A 24223-nucleotide genomic window follows, 5' to 3' on the forward strand; every position below is an offset into this window, starting at 1 on the left:
AAATTCTAAAATATGACGAATAACAGGTTTAGTAAAATATAATGCAAAATTTAATTTCATTAAGTACTGGATTATTGATGAATTTTCTGTTATTCCTTTATTATGAGACATTTGCTCCATTCCTATGGTTAATATTGTTTTGGTACAGCAATATATTAATACAATAAAAGTGAGCATTTGTCTCTTATTGTTCATTAAATTTTTCATGTAAGTTTATTATGGTAATTTATGTTAGTGAATTTTCTCATCTATAGATTGAAGATTGTAGTTTTAGTTATTATTATGGGGAGTGGCGATTTTATGCTATCGAGAAGTTAAGAGACTTCAACACTAAAAAACTTTTCTTAAAATCCAGCTATCAATGCTCATCCTTAGAGTGATAGTGAGGTCTTTTTTTCAAAAAAACCTAAAAATACTTGACACGATCTGGGCCATATAAAATATTTGCATAATGACTTTAATGGTGCCTATAATTTACTTAAAAAATGTGAGAAGTATTTTTTAGCACGATACTATTATCTCGATTTATTGCTGCTTTATGATGATTTATACAATATGACAAAAGACATTTCTTATTAAAGCAAAGCAAAATGAGATTATGAATATGAATGGGAGAAAAAATATAGTGATGGATTCATTGCTGAACCATCACACATAGCTATACAAGTTTTTTCTCCTCTTTAATCCTTTCAAAAAGTGGCGACATCTGCCTCAATCTATCTACTATCTTAGGCAGCTTGTTTATTACCGTATCAATTTCTTCTTCCGTATTTTCTTCTCCTATGGTAATTCTCAATGAACCACGTGCTATTTCTTCTGGCAGGCCGATTGCCAATAGCACATGAGACGGATCAATGCTTCCTGCTGTACATGCAGAACCGCTGGATACGCAGATTCCTTCCATGTCAAGGCTTAGTATAAGCGATTCACCATCAACAAATTCGAAAGAAACATTGACATTCCCAGGAAGTCTTTTTGTTGGATGTCCATTTAATCGGGTATATGGAATTTTTAGTATCCCATCAATAAGCTTGTCTCTAAACATTGTCAGTTTCTTTATGTGCTCATCGATATTTTGAGTGATAAGTTCTATCGCCGTACCAAATCCTACAATTCCAGCCACATTTTCTGTCCCTGCTCTCCTATTTCTCTCCTGTGCACCACCTTGTAAAAGTGTATCAATTCTTAGGCCCTTTCTAATGTAAAGTGCTCCAACTCCTTTAGGCCCGTATATTTTATGGGCTGACATTGACAACATATCCACATCCAATTTTTTTACATCGATAGGCACATTCCCAACTGCTTGTACTGCATCTGTGTGAAACAATACGCCTTTCTCATGAGACACACTTGCAAGCTCTTGGATTGGCTCTATAGTGCCTATTTCATTGTTTGCGTACATTATCGATACAATTATCGTACTGCCTTTTATAGCTTTTTTCAATTCATTTGGATCTACTAATCCATACTCATCTACAGGTAAATAAGTTATTTCAAATCCTTGACTCTCAAGATATTGACAGGTATGCAGTATTGCATGGTGTTCTACGCTGGATGTTATTATGTGATTGCCTTTCTCTTTTAAGGCATATGCAGCACCTTTTAAAGCCCAATTATCTGATTCTGTACCTCCGCTTGTAAAAAAAATCTCATCTGCATTAGCGCAAATTGCAGCAGCTACTTTATCTCTGGCTTCTTCAATTGCCTTTTTAGCTTCTTGTCCATAAGAATAAAGTGAAGACGGATTGCCAAAGCGACTGTTTAAATACGGCATCATTACATCTAAAACTTCTTTTCTTAATGGAGTAGTCGCTGCATTATCGAGATAAATCCTATTCATAAAAGCCTCCTATATATAATACATGTAAGAATTTTTCTGTATCATCTTTTTGTAATCATCAACCATATCCTGGAGCGTAATAGAATCAATCACTTTATTTATAGCATCTCTGATTTTTTCTAATACAACTTTTGTCGGACATCCACCTGATCTGCTGCATTCAAACGGTATATCCTCTACAACACAATCTGAAGGAGCAAGTGACCCTTCCAAAGTTCTAATGACATCGCCTACTGTAATCTTATCAGGTGGAGCTGATAACATATACCCGCCTTGCGCTCCACGTATACTTTTAACCAAATCAGCTTTTCTCAAAACAGCAATAAGCTGTTCTAAATAATGTTCGGATAAACCCTCATTTTCAGCTATAACCTTTAAGGATATCGGTCCCTCACCATAATACAATGCAAGCTCAAACATGGCTTGAACTCCATATCTTCCCTTTGTCGATAATCTCATATAGACCCTCCTTAATACCGACTATTCTGCTCGGATTTCTACTAAATAAAATAACATTATAAATTTGTTTTGTCAATAATTTATTCGAATGTAAAACTAAATGTTATTGTATCCTTATGGCAAATAATTATCCTTAACTATCACCGCTATCTTTTATAAACTTAAGCCACTCAGATATTTTCTTTTCAAACCCCATTGAAGATGGATTGTAATATCTTTTTCCTATTAATTCGTCTGGAAGGTATTGTTGTTTTACATAGTGATTTTTAAAATCATGTGCATACTTATACCCAACACCTCGATTTAAATTTTTTGCATCTTTATAATGGGCATCTTGAAGGTGCATTGGAACAGCACCAGTTTTTAGATGTTTGATGTCATCAAGGGCACTATCTATGCCCATTATAGCTGAATTGCTTTTAGGCGCACAGGCAACATAAATTGCAGCCTGTGCAAGTATTATTCTTCCTTCAGGCATACCGATCTGATTTACTGCTTGCATAGCAGATACGGCTATATTAAGCGCATTAGGATCTGCATTTCCAACATCCTCTGCTGCACAAATAACTATTCTCCTTGCGATAAACATGGGGTCTTCTCCAGCGTATATCATCTTTGCAAGCCAATATAAAGCAGCATCAGGATCAGACCCCCTCATGCTTTTGATAAAAGCAGAAATAGTGTCATAATGATTGTCACCATTTTTGTCATACTTTAGCACTTTTCTTTGGATACACTCTTGAGCTACTTCAATGTCTATGTTAATTACTCCATTTTCATCTCTCTCTGTAGTTAAAAATGCTAATTCTATCGCGTTAAGTGCCGTCCTTGCATCACCATCAGAATATGCAATTATATGATTTAACGCATCATCTGTAACCTTAATCTTTTCATTTCCAAGTCCACGCTTTTCATCGTTTAAAGCTCGTAAAACTATTTCTCTTATATCATCATCACTAAGAGGGTATAGTTCAAATATCATAGACCTTGATACTAAAGGACGGATAACCTCAAAATAAGGATTTTCAGTTGTAGCACCAATCAAAATTATCGTCCCATCTTCAACATACGGAAGCAGTGCATCCTGCTGCGATTTATTAAATCTATGTATCTCATCAACAAATAATATGGTTCTTTTTCCATACATCGACAATCTATCTTTTGACTCATTTACTATTTTCTTTATATCTGTAACTCCTGATGTTACAGCATTTAATTTTTCAAAACTAGATTTCGTCGTATTAGCTATTATATTTGCAAGCGTTGTCTTACCTGTACCAGGTGGCCCATAAAATATAAGCGATCTGACTTTGTCAGCTTTTATGGCTCTATATAGAAGCTTATCATGCCCTAATATATGCTTTTGACCAACAAACTCATCAAGAGTAGTAGGCCTCATGCGATCTGCCAACGGTGCATTGCTTTTTCTAAAATTGTCTTGTGCAAATTGAAACATATCCATGATTTTCACCTTTTACAAACTTTATTCATACATCAGCATTATTATACTATACATATGTATATATATAAAAGTAATTGCAAATAAAAAATGCCACCTTTAATGATGACATTTATCCACCAAGTGTAATATCTTGTTTTGAATACCATTCAAGGGCATCGTAAAAATGTTGAGGCTTAAAATCCGGCCAATAATCATCAATTACATAAAAATCAGAATATATCGACTGGACAGGCAAAAATCCGCTTAACCTCCTTCTGCCACCCCACCTTATGATTAAATCTATTCGCGATATTTCTTTTGATGAAATTAGATCTAATATATCCCTTTTTTCTCCACTGCTTAAAGCCTTTAATGCATTATTCAAATCCCACTGCCATCCATAATTGACAAGAAAATTAACTTTCATCTTTCCACTGCCAATTCTTTTTCGTTTACAATATGGCAACAATTCTTGCGGAAACATGGGAGAATTATAATTTCCTATGACTAAAAGATTTGCATCTTCCTTTTCAAGCATTTTAACAGCATCAATACACGCTTTTTTAAATGCTTCTGTTTGAACAGATGGTCGCTTTGTGTTATCCTGCGTAAATCCATAGAAAGTTAATTCTTTAATGCCAATCTCTCTGCACATCTTATACAATGTAATTCCTGGTTCTAAACCGTATGAATATCCAGCTTCTTTAGGCATATTTCTATTTTGTGCCCAACGTCTATTTCCATCAGGAATAACGCCAATGTGATTGGGAATTCTATACATTTTGTCCTCCTTTCTTTGATTTGATATATACAGTTTTTCCAATTTAATATCTATTATACTCTAATGTATAAATATTTTAATTAAAAAAAACTGTTATGCTATAAAAGCGATAACAGTTTTTCCTTTGTTATAAATTTCTATTTATAAAATCTTCAAAATCAGATTTTGGCCTTGCTCCTATGATTTTATCTACCATTTTGCCACCTTTGAAAAGTCCTATGGTAGGGATGCTCATGATCCTAAATTGCATAGCAAGCTCGTTTTCTTCATCCACATTGATTTTGCCAACTTTCACTTTTCCTTCATAATCTTCAGCTAACTCTTCTATTATAGGCGAAACCATTCTGCAAGGTCCACACCACTCTGCCCAAAAATCTACCAAAACAGGTATATTTGAATTAACTACCTCCTCCTGAAAATTGTCCTTTGTTATTTTAACTTCAGCCATTTTTCTACCTCCTAATTATATTTTAAAAATTCTTTAACTATTAGCTTTTTCTTTTAGATTTATTTTATCCAATAAATAAACCTAAAAATCTTTAAGTCATTTCATAAATTTCATAAATGTCTCAACAAGCTCGTCAATCATGTCATCTTGCTTTTCAGTATTTATAGCATCTTTCACGCACCCAAGAGTATGACTTTTAAGCAATATTTTACCTACGCTATTTATTGCAGATCTAACGGCAGCAACCTGTATAAGGACATCTACACAGTATATGTCTTTTTCTATCATTTTTTGTATTCCCTTTATTTGTCCTTCGATTTTTTTTAGCCTTCTTAGCAAATCGTCTTTTTCATCTTGATATGAATTCATAATTACCTCCCATACCCCTATTAGGTACAAATTTAGTATAATCTTTCCGCGAAAATTTGTCAACATATTTTTCACTTGTACCCAAGTATATCCTTTATGACTTCACCAGCCAATATAAATCCTGCTACAGGTGGTACAAAAGATACACTACCTGGTATCTGCCTTCTTTTGACACAAGTTCTTTCTTTATTTGTGCATATACACTGTTTTTTACAAGTTTCCACATCCAAAAGAGGTTTTATGGGCTTTTCTTTAGAATAAACAACTTTTAGCGATTTTATACCACGTTTTCTAAGCTCATATCTCATAACTTTTGCAAGAGGACATATACTCGTATCGTATATATCAGCCACCTCAAACTTTGTAGGATCCAGTTTATTTGCTGCGCCCATGCAGCTTATAATAGGTATGCCCATCTCATTGCATTTAACGACAAGATCTATTTTCGACGATACTGTGTCAATAGCATCTACTACATAATCATAATCGCAGGACAACAAAATATTGCTATTCTCGCTACTATAGAAAGTTTGATGTGATATAACTTTAAGATTAGGATTTATCTCTAAAAGCCTCTCTTTCATAACTTCAACTTTTGGTTTACCAACTGTCTTTCTTGTAGCATGTATTTGTCTATTTATGTTAGTTAAGCAGACTGTGTCATCGTCTACTATTACCAATTTTCCAATGCCACTTCGTGCTAAAGCTTCTGCTGTGTACGATCCTACACCGCCCATCCCAAAAACAGCGACAGTAGATCTTTTTAATTTATCTAAATTATCTTTCCCTATTAATAGTTCCGTTCTCGAAAAAGCGTGTAACAATGCTGATTCCTCCAATAAAAAATCCCCATAGTGCCGTTAAGTCGGTGGTTTTGAACCTGCTCTCGCAGGTGGGTGCCCTCCTGATAACTTCATATGTCCATTCAAAGATGGCTTATATTCCATTACCAGAGCCCAGGCTCCCTTTTAATAGGTGTTGGCTCAAAACATTACCGCATTTCACGCACACCATAGGGTTTCTAAAAATATATTATCACATTTTTAAGCATTTTTCAAGGTTAAACGTTTATAGGTCAACCTTTATGTGTAATTCATCCAACTGTTCTTTCGAAACTTCAGATGGCGCATCCGACATAAGATCGCATGCATTCTGGGTTTTTGGAAATGCGATAACATCCCTTATATTATCTGTACCCGTAAGTATCATTGTCAATCTGTCAAGCCCATATGCAATGCCACCATGTGGCGGTGCTCCATATTTAAAAGCATTTAATAAAAATCCAAATCGTGCCTCAGCATCTTCATCGTTAAAACCAAGCACTTTAAACATCTTCTTCTGCAATTCTGTATCATGTATCCTGATACTGCCACCACCTATTTCCATACCATTTAGAACTATGTCATACGCTTTTGCTCTTACCTGGCCCGGATTCTTGTCAAGCATTTCTATATCCTCGTCTTTTGGAGCAGTAAACGGATGGTGCATCGCAACATACCTTTTTTCTTCTTCGCTGTATTCCAACAATGGAAAATCGACAACCCACAAAAATTCGTACTTGTTCTCGTCAATAAGATTGTATCTTCTCCCCATTTCCAATCTCAAATGACCTAAAGCATCATAAACTATCATATTGTTTCTGTCAGCTACTATTAATATCAAATCGCCTTTTTCTGCTTCCATGGCATTTAAAACCTGTGCCAACTCATCCTCTTTCAAAAATTTTGAGATTTGGGATTTTGGACCATCATCTGACATCTGTATCCATACAAGTCCTTTAGCTTTATATGTTTTTACGTATTCTACAAGCTCATCTAATTGTCTTCTAGGAATAGATGCTGCACCTTTCACATTTATTGCCCTTACAGAACCACCATTTTCTATTGCATCTCTAAAAACTTTAAATTCAGAGTCTGCAAATATTGATGAAAGATTTTTCAACTCCATTCCAAATCTTAAATCAGGCTTGTCAGAGCCAAACCTGTCCATTGCTTCCTGCCAAGAAATTCTCCTAAAAGGAACTTCCAAGTCGATATTCAAAATTTCCTTAAATATTTTAGCTATCATACGCTCATTTATGGATATGACATCATCTTCATCGACAAACGACATCTCTATATCGATCTGCGTAAACTCAGGCTGCCTATCTGCTCTTAAATCCTCATCTCTTAAGCATTTTGCAATCTGATAGTACCTATCAAAACCTGATATCATTAAAAGCTGCTTAAATATCTGCGGTGATTGTGGCAACGCAAAAAATTTGCCAGGTTGTACCCTACTTGGAACAAGATAATCTCTAGCTCCTTCTGGAGTGCTTTTTATGAGAAGCGGCGTTTCTATGTCTATAAAGCCGTTTTTATCCAAAAAGTCTCTCACAATTCTCGTTATCTTGTATCTTGTAATCAAAATCTTCTGCATCGATGGTCTTCTTAAATCCAAATACCTGTACTTTAATCTAATCGCCTCAGACACATTATTTCTATCCTCCACCATGAATGGTGGTGTCTCAGCTTTGCTTAAAATTTTAAATTCGCTTACGTAAATCTCTATGTTTCCTGTCTCAAGATTTGGATTCACATTTTCTTCCGATCTCTTTACAACTTTACCTGATGCAGCCAAAACATACTCATTTCTCACATGCTGAGCTTTATCAAATGCTTCCTTTGAAAGCTGCTCACTAAAAACAATCTGTATAAGCCCGGTCCTATCCCGCAATTCTAAAAATATGAGTCCTCCAAGATCTCTCCTTCTTTGAACCCATCCCATCACAACGACATTTTTCCCAACATCGTTAATTGTAAGTTCTCCGCACATATGTGTTCTTTTCATGCCTGCCAATTGCTCTCCCATCAATATACCTCCATCTATTCTGATATTTTATCATAAATTTTATCAAGCTCAATTGCACTTTCTTCTCCAGTGTCCATGTTTTTCATTTTTACCTTGCCATTTTTAAGTTCGTCTTCACCTAAAATTATCGTATACCTTACATTTAGTTTATTAGCGTATTTCATCTGTGCTTTAAGACTTCTTCCCATATTGTCAATCTCAACTGAAATTCCCAAACTCCTAAGTTTTGTAGCCATAGAAAACGCATATTTCTTTGCTTCATTTCCGATTGTGCATATGAAAAGATCTGGACGCTTTGGAGCGGGTATTTCAATGCCGCTGTTTTCAAGCGTCAGCAACAAACGTTCAAGTCCCAATCCAAACCCTACACCAGGTACAGAAGGACCTCCACATTCTTCTACTAAACCATCGTATCTTCCTCCACCACAAACAGTACCTTGTGCACCTATGTCGTTTGATATTATTTCAAAAGCTGTTTTAGTATAATAGTCAAGACCTCTAACTATCTTAGGATTAATGATAAAGTTAAATCCCGCTTCTTTTAAATAAGATTGAAGACTTTCAAAGTGATTTTTGCAATCATCACAAAGATAATTAAGCATTAACGGTGCGTCCTTCAATATTCTTTTACAACTTTCAACCTTGCAATCAAGGACTCTCATGGGATTTATCTTATATCTTTCTTTGCAATCATCACATAAATTTTCAATATTTTCTCCTAAAAATTCTTTCAACGCTTTGTTATATTCCCTTCTACAGTTAGGACATCCAATGCTGTTGATATTTAGCTCCAAATTTTTAAGTCCCAATTTATTGAATAGAGTCATAGCAACACTGATTACTTCAGCATCAGCCAATGCGTCATGTGACCCAAACATTTCTATTCCAAATTGATGGTGTTCTCTAAGCCTTCCTGACTGAGGTCTTTCATATCTATATACTGGTGTTATGTAGTAAATCTTAACTGGCATCGTTTCTGCGTATAAGTTGTGTTCAACAAACGCTCTTACAGCAGGCGAAGTTCCCTCAGGCTTTAAAGTAATACTTCTACCGCTCTTGTCATTAAAAGTGTACATTTCCTTTCTGACAATATCAGTTGATTCGCCAACACCTCTTAAAAATAGTTCAGTGTGCTCAAACCCAGGCGTCCTGATTTCTTTGAATCCAAAATCTGCACATATTTCTCTTATCATATTTTCTAAATACTGCCATTTATATGCTTCTGATGGAAGTACGTCTTTTGTCCCTCTAGGCGCTTTTGTAAGCATAAAATCAACTCCTCTTTATACTTAAGTATTATATAATATAAAATTCTCTCAATCCCGCAAATAAATTGCAGGGACGAGAGAATTTCCCGTGGTGCCACCCTGATTACAACTCTTTCCTTTAACGCAGGTTTACGTATTTGGCCTACATATCGACCAATATGCTAATAGGCGTCTTTCGCAAAGGCAGTGATATAAAGATACTCTCAGTCACGGTATCTTCTCCCTTTTATATGTGCTTTTGCTACTCTCCTACTCATCGCAGTATACTATATCAAGCTATTTATTTGATATTATAACTTTAATATATTGACGTGTCAAGCCAGAAAAGAACTACTGCTTTTCTTTTAATACTTTCATTAACTTTTCAAAATATTCAGGAGTTGGTGCCTCAAATTCCATATAAACTTTCTTAGATGGATGCACTAAGCCTAAAAGCTTTGAATGTAACACCTGACCTGAAAGATTAAATCTCTGTTTTTTATATCCGTAAACTTCGTCACCTACAATTGGATGCCCAATATATGCCATATGAACTCTAATCTGATGAGTGCGACCAGTTTTTATTATCGCTTCTACAAGAGAATTGTTTTTATACCTTTCGAGAACTCTGTATAATGTTAAAGCATAGCGTCCATCTTTTACAACAGCCATCTTTTTTCTCTCAATATGATCTCTTCCTATTGGAGCCTCTACAGCTCCTTCATCGTTTTTAATTACTCCCTCAACGATCGCTAAATATTTCTTTAAAATAGTCCTGTTTTTTATTTGATTTGAAAGCTCAAGATGAGCTTTGTCATTTTTAGCAACAACCATTACGCCAGAAGTATCTTTATCAAGCCTATGGACAATTCCCGGCCTTAATTCTCCATTTATGCCCGACAAATTTGTGCAATGGTATAAAAGCGCATTGACAAGTGTACCACTTAAATTACCAGGAGCAGGGTGAACCACCATGCCTTGAGGCTTATTTACAACAATTATATCATCATCTTCGTAAATAATATCAAGAGGAATATTTTCTGGTTTTAAGTCTATTTCTTCCGCTTCAGGTATATTTAAGTTTATCACATCACCTTCCCTTACCTTATAATTAGGCTTTACCGATTTGCCGTTAACTTTAACAAGTTCATCTAATATCAATTTCTTTAAATATGATCTTGTATAATCTACTTCCGAAGCTAAAAAAGAGTCTATTCTTTTATCTACATCATCTTTTTCTGCAATTATATTCACAATATTAACTATGTTCATGAATTACAACCCTTCCAAGCATATAACCTACTATTATTGACTTTCTTTTTTAAATATCAAAGTATAGCACAACAATATAGCGCCTACTACTATCATGGAATCAGCTAAATTAAAGACTGCTGGAAAAAACCTGAAGTCAATGAAATCTACAACATACCCTAATCTGACTCTATCGATCAAATTTCCGATGGCTCCACCGAGAATCATGGATAAAGTAAACTTATAAAATGTACTGCTGGGTATATTTATAATTGAATACACCAATATTGTCCCAACAATAACCGTTATTATTATAAAAAATACTGTCTTATTTTGCAATATTCCAAAAGCAGCACCTTTATTTTCAACGTACGTAAAGTTAAATACATTGTCTATTATAGGAAAAGTCCCAATGGGTTTTAAATACCTCACTACAAAGTATTTTGAAATTTGGTCAATTAAAATAGAAATAAAAACAATGATAATTTCCAAAATTTATCCTCCTAAGTAAAAGCTTAAAATTAGGGCTTGAAAATCGAGCCCTAATTTAGATTTCAATCTTTCAAAAATTATTTTACGTACTTGGATAACAATTCTTCTATCTCTTTTTCATCTATAGATGGTCTTTTAACATTATCGTATAAAATCCATTCTTCTAAATGCACAGTTGATGCACCAGGTTCTAATTTTACCATAGGACCTAATGACTCCATTTCCATCATCCAATCTGTCGTATATGTTTCGTAAGAAGCATTGTAATCCGGATAAACTGCATTTTCATCATGTTTAAATTTCTTTATAAAAAGATGTCCATGATTAAAGTACGCTGCCCATCCTTTTTCATTTTGAATTCCAAATTTAAATGGTTCTTTTTTATTAGGGTCTTGCTCAAAAATTATGTACTTGTCTCCAAAGTGTATTCTGTGATCTTTCATGTGGGAGTAAGGCCACAATACTAAAGCTCTATTTGGCAAAAGTCCAGTGTCTTTCATAGGTTGCTCAACGACTTGAAGACCTCCTGTTGCCATGACAGATATAGCCCATGGTGAAAGCTCTACCGCCCAAGCACCTTTATTTGTAAGCATATGCTTAACATTTACAACAGGTTTATCTGGTTCTAAAGTTATTTCAATTTCCTTTTGTATGTATGCATAATCTTTAGGCTCTTGAATAAGCTTAATGCCATTTTCTATTTCTTCGTACTTTATTGGAAAATTATCAAGTGTATATGTTCTTGGCATGGCTTCAGGGCTGTGCCACAATCTATGCCCACCATAATTTCTCCAAATGTCCTCACCTTTTTTACCTGCATCTTCTTCATTAATGCTGAATTCATTTTCTTGTCCTACAAACCCAAATCTCATTATCCTTGGACCTATTTCCGTTGTAGCTATAAAATCAACCACCCCATTAGAAACTTCAATGCAATTATTCCAACCCGAAAATGAAACCTTTTTAATCGTAACACTCATGATACCATTCCTTTCTTAAATAAAGCATACTTGTATGATTCCTAAAAATTTTTGAATAAGAGTGCGATAAAGCACTCTTATTCATCACTTTAATAGCTCTAATACCTTGTTGACGACATTTTCAACAGTGAATCCAAATTCTCTAAAGAGTATTTCACCAGGCGCAGATGCTCCAAAATGATCAAGACCAATTACACAGCCATCAAGACCAACGTATTTATACCAGCTCATAGTACTTGCAGCCTCTACTGCAATTCTGGCTCTCACATTATCAGGAAGCACTGTTTTTTTGTATTCATCTGGTTGCATATCAAATATCTCCATTGAAGGCATGCTTACTACCCTCGCCTTAATCCCCTTCTCTTTAAGCACTTTGTATGCCTCATAAATCAAACTAACCTCTGAACCACTGGCCAATAAAATCACATCTGGATTTCCATTTTCAGCATCACACAACACATATCCGCCTTTTAAAGCATCTTTTGATGTCTCATCGTAAACAGGAAGATTTTGCCTTGTCAATATCAATGCTGTTGGACCGTCTTTTTTGTTAAGAGCGTAGCACCATGCAGCAGAAACTTCTTTTGAGTCTGCAGGCCTTATAACCGTCAAGTTTGGAATGCTTCTTAACATTGGCAAATGTTCTATCGGTTCGTGTGTTGGACCATCCTCGCCAACGCCAATGCTGTCATGAGTAAATACGTAAATTACAGGAAGCTTCATCAATGCAGATAACCTTACAGCGCCCTTCATATAATCACTGAATACGAGGAATGTAGATACATAAGGTATAATACCGCCATAAGCAGCCATTCCATTCGCAATCGCTGCCATTGCATGTTCTCTAACGCCAAAGTGAAAATTAGAGCCACCTCTGTTTTCGCTGCTATAGTCGCCTCTATCTTTTGTGTAGGTCTTTGTAGATGGCGCAAGATCTGCAGAACCACCTATCAGATTTGGGACAAGCTTAACCAAATAATTCAAAACGTCTCCAGATGAAGACCTTGTAGCCGTCTTTACTTTAAAATTCCAAAGGCCTTCGTCAGCGACTAAATCAACCGGTAATTTCTCACTGTGCCATTTATCCCATTCTTCTGCTAATTCTGGATAGTCTTTTCTATAATTTTCAAACATTCTATTCCATTTTTCTTCTTCTTTATTTAATTCTTCTATGATATTTTCAAAATGCTTACGCACTTCATCTGGAACATAAAATTCCTCATCATAATCCCATCCCAAAAACTTTTTAGTTGCCTCTACATTTTTATCTCCCAGTGGCTCTCCATGTGCTGAAGCTTTTCCTTGTTTCTCTGGGCAGCCGTATCCAATCACTGTCTTTACTATGATAAGTGACGGCCTTTCTTTGTCTGCCTTTGCTTCTTCAATAGCTTTTCCTATCTTTTCTACGTCATTACCATCATCTACTTTTATAACTTGCCAACCATAAGCCTCAAATCTTTTACCAACATCTTCTGTAAAAGCAATATCTGTACCACCTTCGATAGAAATGTTATTGGAATCGTACAATGCTATCAATTTACCAAGCTTTAGCGTTCCAGCTAAAGAACACGCTTCAGACGAAATGCCCTCCATGAGGCATCCATCGCCAACGATAGCGTATGTATAATTATCTACTATGTCATACCCTGGACGGTTAAATTTGCTTGCCATATAAGTCTCGGCGATTGCCATGCCAACAGCGTTTGAAATACCTTGTCCCAATGGACCTGTAGTAATTTCAACACCTGGTGTATGCCCATATTCTGGATGTCCCGGAGTTAAACTTTGCCATTGTCTAAAATTCTTAAGATCTTCTATTGTAAGTCCATAGCCAAAAAGATGCAACAATGAATATAAAAGTGCAGAACCATGTCCAGCAGATAATATAAATCTATCTCGCCCAGCCCATTTAGGATTTTGGGGACTGTGCTTTAAATATTTGGCCCACAATGTATATGCCATTGGAGCAGAACCCATTGGCATACCTGGATGTCCAGAGTTAGCCTTTTGCACCTGTTCGATTGAAAGTATACGTATAGTATTAATTGCTAATTCATCAATCCTGTTCATACTTAACTCTCCTTTGCTTTTTAATTACCATTAATATTATAACATTGGATAAATCGTAATAAAAGAATTTAACTTAAAATTCGAGCAAGTTACGAATTATTTTTATATTTTGCACACTTTTTTTGTTGAGTTTTATGACAGAATAACAACGAAATAAATGCACTTAGTTATTGACTAGATAAATATACTATGATATAATAAATTTCGTCGCAGGGGAGTAGCTCAATTGGTAGAGCGGCGGTCTCCAAAACCGTAGGTTGCGAGTTCGATTCTTGTCTCCCCTGCCATTTTTATGCCTAAAATGCTTTTTAAACACAAGATTCGCTTTTATTTTAATGTTTTTTTGTAATCTTCATTGCTTATTTTGTCTACCTCTTCCACATATCCTGAATTATAATCATCGTAATCGTCATCATAATTATCAAGCCCTGCCTTAGTTTTATTATACCTTGCTACCGCTTGATACGAATCCTCAGCGTCAAATTGATTTTCGTCTTTAGAATCCATGTATCCCCATCCAAAAGGATATTTAATAGTTCTTTCTTCGTTGGGGCGTGAAAATCTAAGATCGCTTAATTTTAAATCATTATTTTTCGCACATTTTGCGCACAAAGGTGTATATGGCAATGCTTCTAACCTTTCTATTTCAATTTCTTTATGACAATGATTGCATATACCATACTTACCGCTAACCATCCGTGAAAGAGCATCATCGATTTGCCTCAAAACGTGTTGTTCGTTATCTTTTAATGCGTAATTTTTCTCTAATTCATATACTTCCGAAGCTATGTCTGCTGGATGATTGTCCGCTAATGATAGTTCCTGATAATATTCTCTCTCACCAATTTTCCCAGTTCCATTATTATCATCCATCTCGTTTAAAGTATGCAAAATTTTATTTCTTTCATCAATAAGTCTTTTTCTAAAGTACTCTAATTTTTTGTCATCCATAATAACCACATGCCTTTCTATCATAAATTTTGTTGAACAATTTTAATTATATGAGCAATAATATTGCCTATAATAGGCAAATTCAATAAAACCGCTCTTTGCAATATGTATATTACAATTGCTCCAAGCAATGTAAATCCTATAGCCATGCCAAAACCACGTGCAAGCCCGCCGACAAAGTTAAGCCATAGGAGTCTATAAGGGCTTTGCATCAATTCTACATAGTCAGCTATTTTCATTTTTTCCATCATCTCAGACATTTTTTCAATTTGCTTTTTTATTTCATTTAATAATTTATTATCCAAGCCCCATTCCTCCTATAAACTATTTTGTCTTTTTGGGCAAAGTTTATTAATAATTTATTGTTTTTTAAACTTAAATATGCTTAAATTAGTAATAAGAAGATGTATATTTTAATAAAATTATCTTAGTAAAATTGATGAGGGGAATAAAATGAAAAAAAAGAAAAATAAAGATTTTTTAAACCCTTTTTACAACAGAAAATGGCATAAATATGTAGCTTTGACTATTGTCATTGTAATGATAGTTGCATTAATAGCTGCTTTCAGTCTGCCTATTCTAAATTATTAAAAGTGCGCATAAAGCGCACTAAATCTTTAATCAATTTCTTCTAGCACTTTCAATATCTCATCTACGTGTCCATCAACTTTCACTTTCCTAAAAATTTTCTTTACTATGCCTTTCCTATCTATTACAAAAGTTGATCTTTCTATGCCCATTTTTTTCTTTCCATACATATTTTTTTCTTTATAGACACCGTACTCTGTTGAAACTTTAGCATCATCATCGCTTAAGAGTATAAATGGCAAATCAAATTTTTCAATAAATTTTTTATGAGACTCTAAATCATCTAAGCTTACCCCTATTACAACTGCGTCATTATCTTCAATAGAATTTATGTTGTCTCTAAACTGGCAAGCTTCCTTTGTGCATCCAGGCGTATTGTCCTTGGGATAAAAGTAAAGAACAACTTTTTTACCCCTATAATCTTTTAAAGAGACATTCTTTCCATCACTTGACATAAGAATGAAATCAGGGACTTCTTTTTCTACTTCAACCATCAACTTTTCCTCCTTTGATAATTATTTTCTTTTAATATTTCTTATCTTAATTATATCAGTTTTACAATAATAATCAATGATTAAATTTAAAAAGAGGCAAATAGCCTCCTTTTAAATTACATCTTTGACTGATGATATAAAATTTATCACACTGTTAAATATTTCATCATTATTTCTTGAATCATTTATCATTTTAACTATTGCACTGCCAATTATTATTCCATCACAGTACGGAGCAAATTTTTTCGCCATCTCAGGTCCAGATATGCCAAATCCAATTGCTTTTGGCAAATTAGTGTACTTTGACACCAAATCCATGTACTTTTCAATATCAGTTTCAATAGAATTCCTCACACCTGTAACGCCTTTTGTGGAAACACAATACACAAAGCCTTTTCCGTTTTCACAAATCTTTTTTATCCTGTCATTTGAAGTAGGTGCAACTAACGGTATCAAATAAACATGGTGTTTTTCAGATAATTCTTTTATGTCTTTTCTTTCCTCCAGTGGCAAATCGGGTATAATTAGTCCATCTACACCTGATTCTTTTGCATTCTTTAAAAATTTTTCAATTCCATATTTATAGATGGAATTGTAATAAACAAGGTACACAAGCGGTACATCTGTATTTTGTCTTATTATTTTAACAGCATTCATTATATTATCTATTTTAGTACCTTTTTTCAGCGCTCTGGCAGATGAAGCTTGTATTATAGGTCCATCTGCCAGCGGGTCCGAATATGGAATTCCGATCTCTATAATATCAGCCCCACCTTCGACCATTTTATACACTAAATTGATGGTTACATCTATATCGGGATCTCCAGCAGTTATAAATGTAATTAGTGCTTTTCGTCCTTTTTTCTTTAATTCATTGAATTTTTTATCAATCCTGTTTTCTCTTAAGTTGTTAACTTCCACACTTGACAACATCATAGCTCAACCTCCAAAACATTTGCTACTGTATTGACGTCTTTATCTCCTCTACCTGACAAATTTACAACTATAATATCATTTTTGCTAAGATTTGGAGCAAGTTTCATTGCATACGCAACAGCATGGGCACTTTCCAACGCCGGAATGATTCCTTCAATTTGAGATAAATCCATAAAAGCTGACAAAGCTTCTTCATCAGTTGCATATACATATTGCGCTCTGCCGATATCCCTCAAATAAGCATGTTCAGGCCCAACCCCAGGATAATCGAGTCCTGCTGATATTGAGTACACAGGCATTATCTGTCCTTCATCGTCTTGAAGAAGATAAGTCATCATGCCATGGAGAATGCCGATACTTCCTTTTGCCATTGTAGAAGCATGTTTATCTGTATCTATTCCAAGACCTGCAGCTTCTACACCTATAAGTTTAACTGATAAATCGTTTATAAAAGGGTAAAATATCCCCATAGAATTGCTACCACCGCCTACACATGCAACAATATAATCTGGCAATCTCTTTTCTTTGCTTAAAATTTGTTCTCTCGTCTCGTCACCGATCACTCTCTGAAAATCTCTAACCATTATCGGATATGGATGCGGTCCTACAACAGAACCCATCACGTAAAATGTATCATCGATATTTGTGACCCAATGGCGTATCGCTTCGTTAACAGCATCTTTCAATGTGCCAGTTCCCGTCCTAACAGGAGTAACTTTTGCACCCAACAACTTCATTCTAAATACGTTCAATGATTGCCTTTTTATGTCTTCTTCTCCCATAAATATCTCACATTCCATGTCAAACATCGCAGCACCTGTTGCAGTCGCTACACCGTGTTGCCCTGCACCTGTTTCAGCGATGACTTTCCTTTTGCCCATTCTTTTAGCCAACAATATTTGTCCTATTACGTTGTTTATTTTATGGGCACCAGTATGGTTTAAATCTTCTCTCTTCAAATATATTTTTGCGCCACCTAATCTCTCGGTTAAATTTCTTGCAAAATACAACGGTGTAGGCCTTCCAGAATATTCTCTTAAATAATATTTGTATTCATCAATAAAATTTTCATCGTTTATCGCCTTGTAAAATTCGTCTTCAAGTTCTATCAATGCATTCATAATTGTTTCCGGCACATATTGGCCACCAAATTTACCAAATCTTCCTACCATTTTACACTCCTCACTTTACATATTAAATCTTTCATCAATTGATAATTTTTAAAGCCACCGACTTCAACACCACTGGATACATCTATTACATCCGGTCTAGCTGTTTCTACAGCTTTTAAAACATTGTCAGGATTAATGCCTCCTGCTAAAATAAACTTGCACTTTAAGTTGTCCTTTACATCATTAACTAAATTCCAATCAAATTTCATACCTGAACCACCGTAAAAGCCATTTATCTTGCTGTCAAGGAGAATACCATCAACATTATAATCTCGCAATCTAAAAACATCGCTTTTTTCACTAATCCGAATTGCCTTCCATACAGTATAATCATCAAAATTGTCTATATAATCTTGTTGCTCATCGCCATGGAATTGCAAAACATCTAAATTCAGATAAACAGCTACATCCTTTACTACTGAAACTTTTTCATTTACAAAAACACCGACTTTTTTTATTTGTCTGTCGAGATTTTTAATAAGGCTATATGCCGTATTTACATCCACTTTCCGCTTGCTTTCAGCAAAGACAAAACCAGCATAATCAGGCTTTAAATTATTAAGGTATTCTATATCTTCTGCCCGCCTTATTCCACATATTTTCACCAATGTCATTTTAAACACCCTTTGATTGAATTACGAAATCATCAATTTTCCCACCATTTTTGATTATATTCATAAATGTTTCACCAATTAGGACAGCATTTACACCTAATGATTTTAAAAATTTTACGTCATCAGGGGTCTTTATGCCACTTTCAGATACCAACAGAACACCACTTGGCACGTATCTAATAAGCCTTTCTGTCGTCTTTAAATCAACGCGAAAATCCTTTAAGTCCCTGTTATTTATACCCAAAATATCTACATTCGCATTTAATGCTATTTCAAGTTCTCGTTCGTCATGAACCTCAACAATGGCATCTAATCCAATTTTTTTTGCAATATCGTAAAACTTCTTTAAATCATCTCCAAGTACAGCCACTATTAGCAAGACAGCATCTGCACCAATTAATTTGCTTTCGTATATTTGGTATTCGTCAAATATGAAGTCTTTTCTAAGAATTGACTTTGATGTTACTTCTTTCACATCGTTTATATATGCATCATCTCCTTTAAAATAATTTTTTTCTGTAAGAACAGATATGGCTTCGATATTGGCATCTTCATACAATTTAGCAATTTTTATATGATCAAAGTCATCTAAAATTGTTCCTCTCGACGGAGAAGCTTTTTTTATTTCAGCTATTATTGATATATCCTCAGCTTTCAACGCTTCTTTAAAATTCCTCACATCTTTGTCGTTTTTAATTTCTTTTAATATATCATCCAGCGTTTTTTTAATTTTTTTCATTTCCACCTGTTTTTTTTTCTTAAAGATAATATCATCAAGTATCATTGCAAATACACCTTCTGAAAACTTAATATGTCATTCAGCTTGCCTAATGCCTTGCCTGAATCAATGAGATATTCTGCAAGCTTAACACCTTCCTTAATGCTATCAACCGCTTTACCAACATACAAAGCTGCAGCGCTATTTAAAACTACAATGTCTCTTTTAGGGCCTTTTTCACCATTTAATATGTCTAAAATGATTTTTGCATTTTCCTTTGAATCACCGCCACCAATATCCGAATCTTTCGACAGTCTAATACCGTAATCATTAGGGTCAATTGTGTAATCAGTAACCTTACCATCTCTCACTTCTGAAACAGTTGTAGTAGTGGTAGTGGTTATTTCGTCAAGTCCATCATTTCCGTGAACAACTAAAGCTCTTTCACACCCCAATTTTAGCAAAACTTCTGCTAATATATGCGTCAGGTTTTTATCATAAACGCCTAAAACTTGGCCTTTAACAGAAGCCGGATTTGTCAATGGTCCTAATATATTAAAAACTGTTCTTAAACCAAGTTCTTTTCTTATGGGGGCTACGTTTTTCATAGCTGAATGATACAAAGGTGCGAAAAGGAATCCAAATCCTACCTCATCGATGAATTTCTTGGTCATCTCCGGTTCTGCATCGATTTTTACACCTAATTCATTTAATACATCGGCACTGCCGCTTTTACTGGAAACAGCTTTGTTGCCATGTTTGGCTATTTTGATTCCAGCAGACGAAGAAATTATTGCAACTGCAGTAGAAATATTAAATGTTTTTCCGCCGTCACCTCCCGTTCCACAGGTATCTATGACATATTGAGAATCAAGCTTCAATTTTTTTGCATTTTCTATCATTGACTTTGCAGAACCGGTTATCTCATCGATTGATTCGCCTTTCATCCTAAGGCCTATAAGATAACCACCAATCAATGGCGGGCTTGATTCCCCTTTCATTATTACATCCATGGCGCTTTTTGCCTCTGTCTCGGTTAAATTCTCCCCTTTAATGATCTTTTCAATGGCTTCCTTTAACATTGCAGATCCCCTCCACAAAATTTTTTAATATATTTTTACCATCATCTGTTAAAATAGACTCTGGATGAAATTGAAGTCCGTACACATGATAGAACTTATGCTTAACTGCCATAATAGTTCCATCATCTGTTTCTGCAGTTATTTCTAATGATTTTGGCAATGAGCTTTTGTCAATTACAAGCGAATGATATCTCATGGCTTTTATTGGACTTTTTATACCTTCAAATATTCCTTCACCAACATGATTGACAGATGAAGTCTTACCATGCATTATAGTGGTTGCTTTGATTATTTTTGCGCCATAAGCATATCCAATAGCTTGATGTCCAAGGCAAATCCCTAATATAGGTATTTTGCCTTCAAACTCATCGACTATGTCTACTGAAATCCCAGCATTTTCTGGCCTTCCCGGCCCAGGTGATATAATTATTCCCTTTGGATTCATTAAAGCTATGTCATTTAATCCTATTTTATCGTTGCGGACAACTAATATATCGCTGTAAATTTCACCTATGAATTGATATAAGTTATAGGTAAATGAATCATAATTATCCACGAGAAGAAGCATCAAAGCACCTCCTTTAAGACCATTGCCTTATTTAAAGTTTCATAGTATTCAGCTTCTGGCTGAGAATCATATACAATTCCACATCCAGCTTGAATAAATGCAGTACCACTTTTTAATAACAACGTTCTTATTGCTATGCACATATCCATATCCCCATTGTAGGAAAAATAGCCGACTGCCCCAGCATAAAATGACCTCTTTACATTCTCCAGCTCATCAATTATCTCCATCGCTCTTATTTTCGGTGCACCCGAAACTGTTCCAGCAGGAAGACATGCAATTAGTGCATCAAACGCTGTAAGACCTTTTCTCAAGATGCCTGAAACTTTCGATACAATGTGCATTACATGTGAATAAAAATCGACTTCCATGAATCTATCCAATCTGACAGTACCAAATTCACTTACTTTACCTATATCATTTCTTCCAAGGTCAACTAACATGACGTGTTCCGCCTTTTCCTTTTCATCATTTAAAAGCTCATCTTTCAATATTAAATCTTCTTCAGTGCTTTTTCCTCTTTTTCTGGTTCCTGCAATCGGATTTGTAGTAACTTTATTGCCAAATACGGATACAAGGCTTTCTGGCGACGAACCTATCAGTTGGAAATCGTCAAAGTCGATGTAAAACATGTATGGTGATGGATTTGCATTCCTCAGTCTCCTGTATACATCAAAAGGTACAGAATCTGTTTTAACTTTAAGTCTCTGAGACGGAACTACCTGAAATATGTCGCCGTTTTTTATATATTCTTTTGCTTTAATTACAATATTGCAAAATTCTTCTTTAGTAAGATTATAATCAATATCAGAAATGAGTTTTTTTGGCTTTATATCGTGAATTTTTACATTACTCTTTATGTCTAAGATCACTTTCCTCAATTTTCCTTTTATAGCGTCATACTCTTCATTCTCATCGGGAAATACATTGTAAATAACAGATAAATTATGTTTATAGTGATCATAGCAAATTATGGTCTTATAAAACATAAAATACGCATCAGGTATTCCTATTTCATCTACATTTTTCGATGGAAGATATTCATATTGCCTTATGACATCATATCCAGCATAGCCTATTGCTCCACCTGTAAATGGAAATTCAAGACCGCAATTATCATACTCGTACATCATATTTTCTCTTATAGAGTCAAGAATCCTGCCGTATTTTATTTTCTTCTCATCACCATCAATCTGGATTAAATCATCATTACTTTTGATCTTCAAATACGGATTTGAACCTATAAACGAATATCTACCCCACATTTTACTGCTTTCAGCACTTTCCAAAAGGAATTTATTTTCACCATCTAGATTGTAAAAAATATTGATTGGCGTTAATTCATCACCGTTTATCTCCTCGTAAACAGGAAAAACGATTTTCTTTTTTACAAGCCTTTCATATTCTTTTTCAGTAATATTCAACCAATACACCTCCTTAATATGCAAAAAAGTCACTCCATCCAATGGGACGAAGTGACTTCGCGGTGCCACCCAAATTATTTTATACTTATGTGGTTTAAAAAAAACATCTCATCCACTAAGGACGAAATGCTTTCATTTCGCTTTGCCACCTAAGTACAAAACATCTCATTCAGGTACAGATTTCTCGATACCCTGTCATTTTAACGGTAGACTACCGGGCAATGCTACTTTTATTTCACACGCCATCTCGCAGGCCCATTCAATAACGCCGTCAGTACCTAGCTTCCACCATCCCAGGCTCGCTTTAACCTAATGCGATATTTACTATTCCTGCTCATCGATTTTTTTCATTTCGATTGATTTAATTATATAACGTGTTAAAATATATGTCAATAGTTTTAATCTTGTCTAAAATATAAATTATCTCACATCAACAATCATCTCTATATTTGCCTATTTTCTCCTCAATTGTCACACCATCAGGTTTAAAGTCTATCTTTACAATCGAAATTACTCTCTTGGCACCTTCATCTGCGCATATATTTTGAACCTTTTTCACAATATCCAAGAGAACATCGATATCTCCTTCCATAGTCGTTTCCATAGGGCTTACAAAATACTTAACACCTGTTGATTTTATGTAATCAATAACTTTATCTACGACTGGATAGATTCTTTCTTCTTCAACTATAGGTAATACTTGTAGGCTTACATTTACAGCACTCATGTTTAATTCTCCTTGATTAGATTTATCATCTCTTTAACTATGTTACTGGATACTATTGCTGCTTCCTTGACAAATTGGCTAAAATCTTTTGTCGCATTTCCATCGGCATTATCTGAAATGCTTCTTATTATAACAAATGGTATATTGTTAAGGTATGAAGTATGTGCAATTGCTGCGCCTTCCATCTCAACTGCTAATGCATTAAAAAGCCTCCCCAATTTTAAAGCCTCATCTTTTGATGAAATAAATTTATCACCTGAAACAATCCTGCCAATATACGCTTTCCCATCAATATTATCATTAGCAGCCTTATAAGCCACATCTATAAGATATTCGTCAGCTTTAAATACGCTTGTCTTCATGCGAGGTATTACTCCTAATTCGTCTCCAAATGCTGTTGTGTCAAAATCATGTTCTATCGCATCAGAAGAAATGACTATATCTCCAACATTTATGCCTTTTTTTAATCCTCCAGCAACACCTGTGTTTATTATGCAATCAACTTTAAATTCAGATATCAATATCTGTGTTGCAATCGCTGCATTTACCTTTCCTATTCCTGATTTTACAACAACTGCATCTACCCCATTTATTATACCGCTAAAAAAATCCATATCTGCCCTATTTATCGTAAGTTCATTAACAATAGCTTCCTTGAGTAGCTCCACTTCTTCCTCCATAGCGCCGATAAAGCCTATCTTTTTCACACTTATACTCTCCT

26 protein-coding genes, 1 tRNA gene, 1 other RNA gene and 2 other annotated features are annotated in these 24223 nt (G+C 34.9%); of the genes, 2 read left to right on the top strand and 26 right to left on the bottom strand.

Annotation, left to right across the window (positions count from 1 at the left end):
* Positions 1 to 658: 658 nt before the first annotated feature.
* The 14 genes from nifS to tkt all read right to left on the bottom strand — a co-directional run bounded on the left by nifS (position 659) and on the right by tkt (position 14228).
* Positions 659 to 1840, bottom strand: a complete 1182-nt coding sequence (gene nifS, locus HNR52_RS00715; RefSeq protein WP_013788220.1) for a cysteine desulfurase NifS — start codon at positions 1838 to 1840, stop codon at positions 659 to 661.
* 9 nt (positions 1841 to 1849) lie between these two features.
* On the bottom strand, positions 1850 to 2299 hold the full coding sequence (locus HNR52_RS00720) for an RrF2 family transcriptional regulator (RefSeq protein WP_013788221.1): 450 nt from the start codon (positions 2297 to 2299) through the stop codon (positions 1850 to 1852).
* Positions 2300 to 2432: 133 nt separating this feature from the next.
* The gene (locus HNR52_RS00725; protein ID WP_013788222.1) at positions 2433 to 3761 is read right to left on the bottom strand and encodes a replication-associated recombination protein A; all 1329 of its coding nucleotides are present in this window, start codon (positions 3759 to 3761) and stop codon (positions 2433 to 2435) included.
* A gap of 109 nt (positions 3762 to 3870) precedes the next feature.
* Positions 3871 to 4521, bottom strand: coding sequence for a polyprenyl diphosphate synthase (uppS, locus tag HNR52_RS00730; protein WP_013788223.1), 651 nt, complete (start codon positions 4519 to 4521; stop codon positions 3871 to 3873).
* Positions 4522 to 4648: 127 nt separating this feature from the next.
* Positions 4649 to 4969, bottom strand: coding sequence for a thioredoxin (gene trxA, locus HNR52_RS00735; protein WP_013788224.1), 321 nt, complete (start codon positions 4967 to 4969; stop codon positions 4649 to 4651).
* A 96-nt stretch (positions 4970 to 5065) separates the two neighbouring features.
* Complete coding sequence (locus HNR52_RS00740; RefSeq protein WP_013788225.1) at positions 5066 to 5338, bottom strand: metal-sensitive transcriptional regulator; 273 nt, start codon at positions 5336 to 5338, stop codon at positions 5066 to 5068.
* A 71-nt stretch (positions 5339 to 5409) separates the two neighbouring features.
* Positions 5410 to 6162, bottom strand: a complete 753-nt coding sequence (locus HNR52_RS00745) for a tRNA threonylcarbamoyladenosine dehydratase (protein WP_013788226.1) — start codon at positions 6160 to 6162, stop codon at positions 5410 to 5412.
* An 18-nt stretch (positions 6163 to 6180) separates the two neighbouring features.
* Positions 6181 to 6360, bottom strand: a non-coding RNA gene (gene ssrS, locus HNR52_RS00750) — 6S RNA.
* 46 nt (positions 6361 to 6406) lie between these two features.
* Entirely contained in the window at positions 6407 to 8188 is a 1782-nt protein-coding gene (aspS, locus tag HNR52_RS00755; protein WP_013788227.1) for an aspartate--tRNA ligase, read from the bottom strand.
* A gap of 14 nt (positions 8189 to 8202) precedes the next feature.
* Positions 8203 to 9456, bottom strand: coding sequence for a histidine--tRNA ligase (gene hisS / locus HNR52_RS00760; protein ID WP_435619422.1), 1254 nt, complete (start codon positions 9454 to 9456; stop codon positions 8203 to 8205).
* 66 nt (positions 9457 to 9522) lie between these two features.
* Positions 9523 to 9722, bottom strand: a binding site (T-box leader).
* A gap of 64 nt (positions 9723 to 9786) precedes the next feature.
* Positions 9787 to 10707 carry an RluA family pseudouridine synthase gene (locus HNR52_RS00765; protein WP_013788229.1) on the bottom strand — a complete coding sequence of 307 codons (921 nt, stop codon included), beginning with the start codon at positions 10705 to 10707 and terminating at the stop codon, positions 9787 to 9789.
* A 33-nt stretch (positions 10708 to 10740) separates the two neighbouring features.
* Positions 10741 to 11178, bottom strand: a complete 438-nt coding sequence (lspA, locus tag HNR52_RS00770; protein ID WP_013788230.1) for a signal peptidase II — start codon at positions 11176 to 11178, stop codon at positions 10741 to 10743.
* Between the two features lie 77 nt (positions 11179 to 11255).
* A complete protein-coding gene (locus tag HNR52_RS00775) occupies positions 11256 to 12158 on the bottom strand; it encodes a TTE1925 family mutarotase (protein WP_435619423.1) in 903 nt (300 codons plus the stop codon).
* An 84-nt stretch (positions 12159 to 12242) separates the two neighbouring features.
* Entirely contained in the window at positions 12243 to 14228 is a 1986-nt protein-coding gene (tkt, locus tag HNR52_RS00780; protein ID WP_435619424.1) for a transketolase, read from the bottom strand.
* A gap of 211 nt (positions 14229 to 14439) precedes the next feature.
* Between tkt and HNR52_RS00785 the strand changes: the two genes are divergently transcribed.
* Positions 14440 to 14515 (top strand) — tRNA-Trp (locus HNR52_RS00785).
* Between the two features lie 40 nt (positions 14516 to 14555).
* On the opposite strand, the gene HNR52_RS00790 is transcribed toward HNR52_RS00785, so the two are convergent.
* Positions 14556 to 15179: a TraR/DksA C4-type zinc finger protein gene (locus HNR52_RS00790; protein ID WP_435619470.1), complete on the bottom strand. Its 624-nt coding sequence runs from the start codon at positions 15177 to 15179 to the stop codon at positions 14556 to 14558.
* A 20-nt stretch (positions 15180 to 15199) separates the two neighbouring features.
* Positions 15200 to 15439, bottom strand: coding sequence for a DUF5665 domain-containing protein (locus tag HNR52_RS00795; protein WP_349265819.1), 240 nt, complete (start codon positions 15437 to 15439; stop codon positions 15200 to 15202).
* 193 nt (positions 15440 to 15632) lie between these two features.
* On the opposite strand from HNR52_RS00795, the gene HNR52_RS00800 reads away from it, so the two are divergent.
* Entirely contained in the window at positions 15633 to 15770 is a 138-nt protein-coding gene (locus HNR52_RS00800; protein WP_013788235.1) for a hypothetical protein, read from the top strand.
* A gap of 26 nt (positions 15771 to 15796) precedes the next feature.
* On the opposite strand, the gene bcp is transcribed toward HNR52_RS00800, so the two are convergent.
* The 10 genes from bcp to HNR52_RS00850 all read right to left on the bottom strand — a co-directional run bounded on the left by bcp (position 15797) and on the right by HNR52_RS00850 (position 24209).
* Positions 15797 to 16261 (bottom strand): thioredoxin-dependent thiol peroxidase, encoded by a 465-nt coding sequence (gene bcp, locus HNR52_RS00805; RefSeq protein WP_435619425.1) that lies wholly within the window; start codon positions 16259 to 16261, stop codon positions 15797 to 15799.
* 111 nt (positions 16262 to 16372) lie between these two features.
* The gene (gene trpA / locus HNR52_RS00810; RefSeq protein ID WP_435619471.1) at positions 16373 to 17194 is read right to left on the bottom strand and encodes a tryptophan synthase subunit alpha; all 822 of its coding nucleotides are present in this window, start codon (positions 17192 to 17194) and stop codon (positions 16373 to 16375) included.
* On the bottom strand, positions 17194 to 18369 hold the full coding sequence (trpB, locus tag HNR52_RS00815) for a tryptophan synthase subunit beta (RefSeq protein ID WP_435619426.1): 1176 nt from the start codon (positions 18367 to 18369) through the stop codon (positions 17194 to 17196). Before trpB ends, trpA begins: the two co-directional genes overlap by 1 nt.
* Complete coding sequence (locus HNR52_RS00820) at positions 18363 to 18983, bottom strand: phosphoribosylanthranilate isomerase (RefSeq protein ID WP_013788239.1); 621 nt, start codon at positions 18981 to 18983, stop codon at positions 18363 to 18365. Before HNR52_RS00820 ends, trpB begins: the two co-directional genes overlap by 7 nt.
* A gap of 1 nt (position 18984) precedes the next feature.
* The gene (trpC, locus tag HNR52_RS00825) at positions 18985 to 19767 is read right to left on the bottom strand and encodes an indole-3-glycerol phosphate synthase TrpC (RefSeq protein WP_435619427.1); all 783 of its coding nucleotides are present in this window, start codon (positions 19765 to 19767) and stop codon (positions 18985 to 18987) included.
* Entirely contained in the window at positions 19764 to 20783 is a 1020-nt protein-coding gene (gene trpD, locus HNR52_RS00830; protein WP_013788241.1) for an anthranilate phosphoribosyltransferase, read from the bottom strand. Before trpD ends, trpC begins: the two co-directional genes overlap by 4 nt.
* Positions 20764 to 21351: an anthranilate synthase component II gene (locus HNR52_RS00835; protein WP_435619428.1), complete on the bottom strand. Its 588-nt coding sequence runs from the start codon at positions 21349 to 21351 to the stop codon at positions 20764 to 20766. Before HNR52_RS00835 ends, trpD begins: the two co-directional genes overlap by 20 nt.
* Entirely contained in the window at positions 21351 to 22775 is a 1425-nt protein-coding gene (trpE, locus tag HNR52_RS00840; RefSeq protein ID WP_435619429.1) for an anthranilate synthase component I, read from the bottom strand. Before trpE ends, HNR52_RS00835 begins: the two co-directional genes overlap by 1 nt.
* A gap of 39 nt (positions 22776 to 22814) precedes the next feature.
* Positions 22815 to 23122: a binding site (T-box leader), on the bottom strand.
* Positions 23123 to 23205: 83 nt separating this feature from the next.
* Positions 23206 to 23502 (bottom strand): thiamine-binding protein, encoded by a 297-nt coding sequence (locus HNR52_RS00845; protein ID WP_435619430.1) that lies wholly within the window; start codon positions 23500 to 23502, stop codon positions 23206 to 23208.
* A 2-nt stretch (positions 23503 to 23504) separates the two neighbouring features.
* Positions 23505 to 24209 (bottom strand): 5'-methylthioadenosine/adenosylhomocysteine nucleosidase, encoded by a 705-nt coding sequence (locus tag HNR52_RS00850; protein ID WP_013788245.1) that lies wholly within the window; start codon positions 24207 to 24209, stop codon positions 23505 to 23507.
* Between the last annotated feature and the right edge of the window lie 14 nt (positions 24210 to 24223).

Source organism: Thermoanaerobacterium thermosulfurigenes, assembly GCF_051201035.1.
GTDB classification, from domain to species: Bacteria; Bacillota; Thermoanaerobacteria; order Thermoanaerobacterales; family Thermoanaerobacteraceae; genus Thermoanaerobacterium; species Thermoanaerobacterium thermosulfurigenes.